This window comes from Colwellia aquaemaris (genome assembly GCF_057548755.1).
The window spans coordinates 1-719 of sequence record NZ_BAAJLV010000029.1 but is presented as its reverse complement, the minus strand read 5'-3'; the positions used below and the strand labels follow the sequence as shown (position 1 = coordinate 719).

Here is a 719-nt window from a genome sequence, read left to right as displayed (position 1 = left end):
TTATAGAACGACCAACCGTAAACTTTTGAGCGTTAGCACAACTGGCTGAACTAAATTAATAACTTTGTTACCTTTGAAAAAGGTATAAATAACAAAGTTTATTAGTGCATACACTAAACAGTTTTAGCGAAAAACACTACGTAAAAAATCTCTTGCCTTTATACGTAATTCTTTAAAGCATATAACGCCTCACTAAGAGGCAAATAATTGTTGGCTAAAATAAGCGACGCAGGAGCAAACAGCCAACTGTTATTTGTCCTTTTGAGTGACTTGTTATAGCTACCTACACCTTAACCAAAAGCAAGGATAAACTCAGAATCATTTTCTGTTGATATATGAGCTAATAAACTATGTAGCATTTGTAGAAAACTATTAGGCTTAATTTTTTTACCTGCCAATTTTTGCCAAAAACTTAACTTAGGTAAATTAGAGTTTATATAATTTTGAATTTTTTCAACTTCAGATGAATTGATAATTAACACCTCACCTTGTACTTCAGATTGCATGGGATCAACTTGACTCCAAATAGTTTTACCTGAATTTAATAATTCTTCCTCGTCAAAAGCTACAGTGTGATGTGTGCCAACCCCGACGAGTTCAGGAACTTGATGTAATCCAAGAAAACTATCGTCAGAGCCAATCCCATATTTCCATACAAATTGCTCTCGACATGTAATTATTGAGCTCATTTAATACTCCAGATTCAAAGTAGCTATAAC

Annotated in this window: 1 protein-coding gene; it reads right to left on the bottom strand. The window is 33.4% G+C overall.

Annotated elements, in window-relative coordinates; all coding sequences use genetic code 11:
* Nucleotides 1-290: 290 nt before the first annotated feature.
* Entirely contained in the window at nt 291-689 is a 399-nt protein-coding gene (locus AC27HL_RS19550; RefSeq protein WP_487082728.1) for a hypothetical protein, read from the bottom strand.
* Between the last annotated feature and the right edge of the window lie 30 nt (nt 690-719).

Excerpts from the sequence above, each read along its gene's own strand:
- AC27HL_RS19550 (WP_487082728.1), bottom strand. The coding sequence starts at position 689 with ATGAGCTCAATAATTACATGTCGAGAGCAATTTGTATGGAAATATGGG.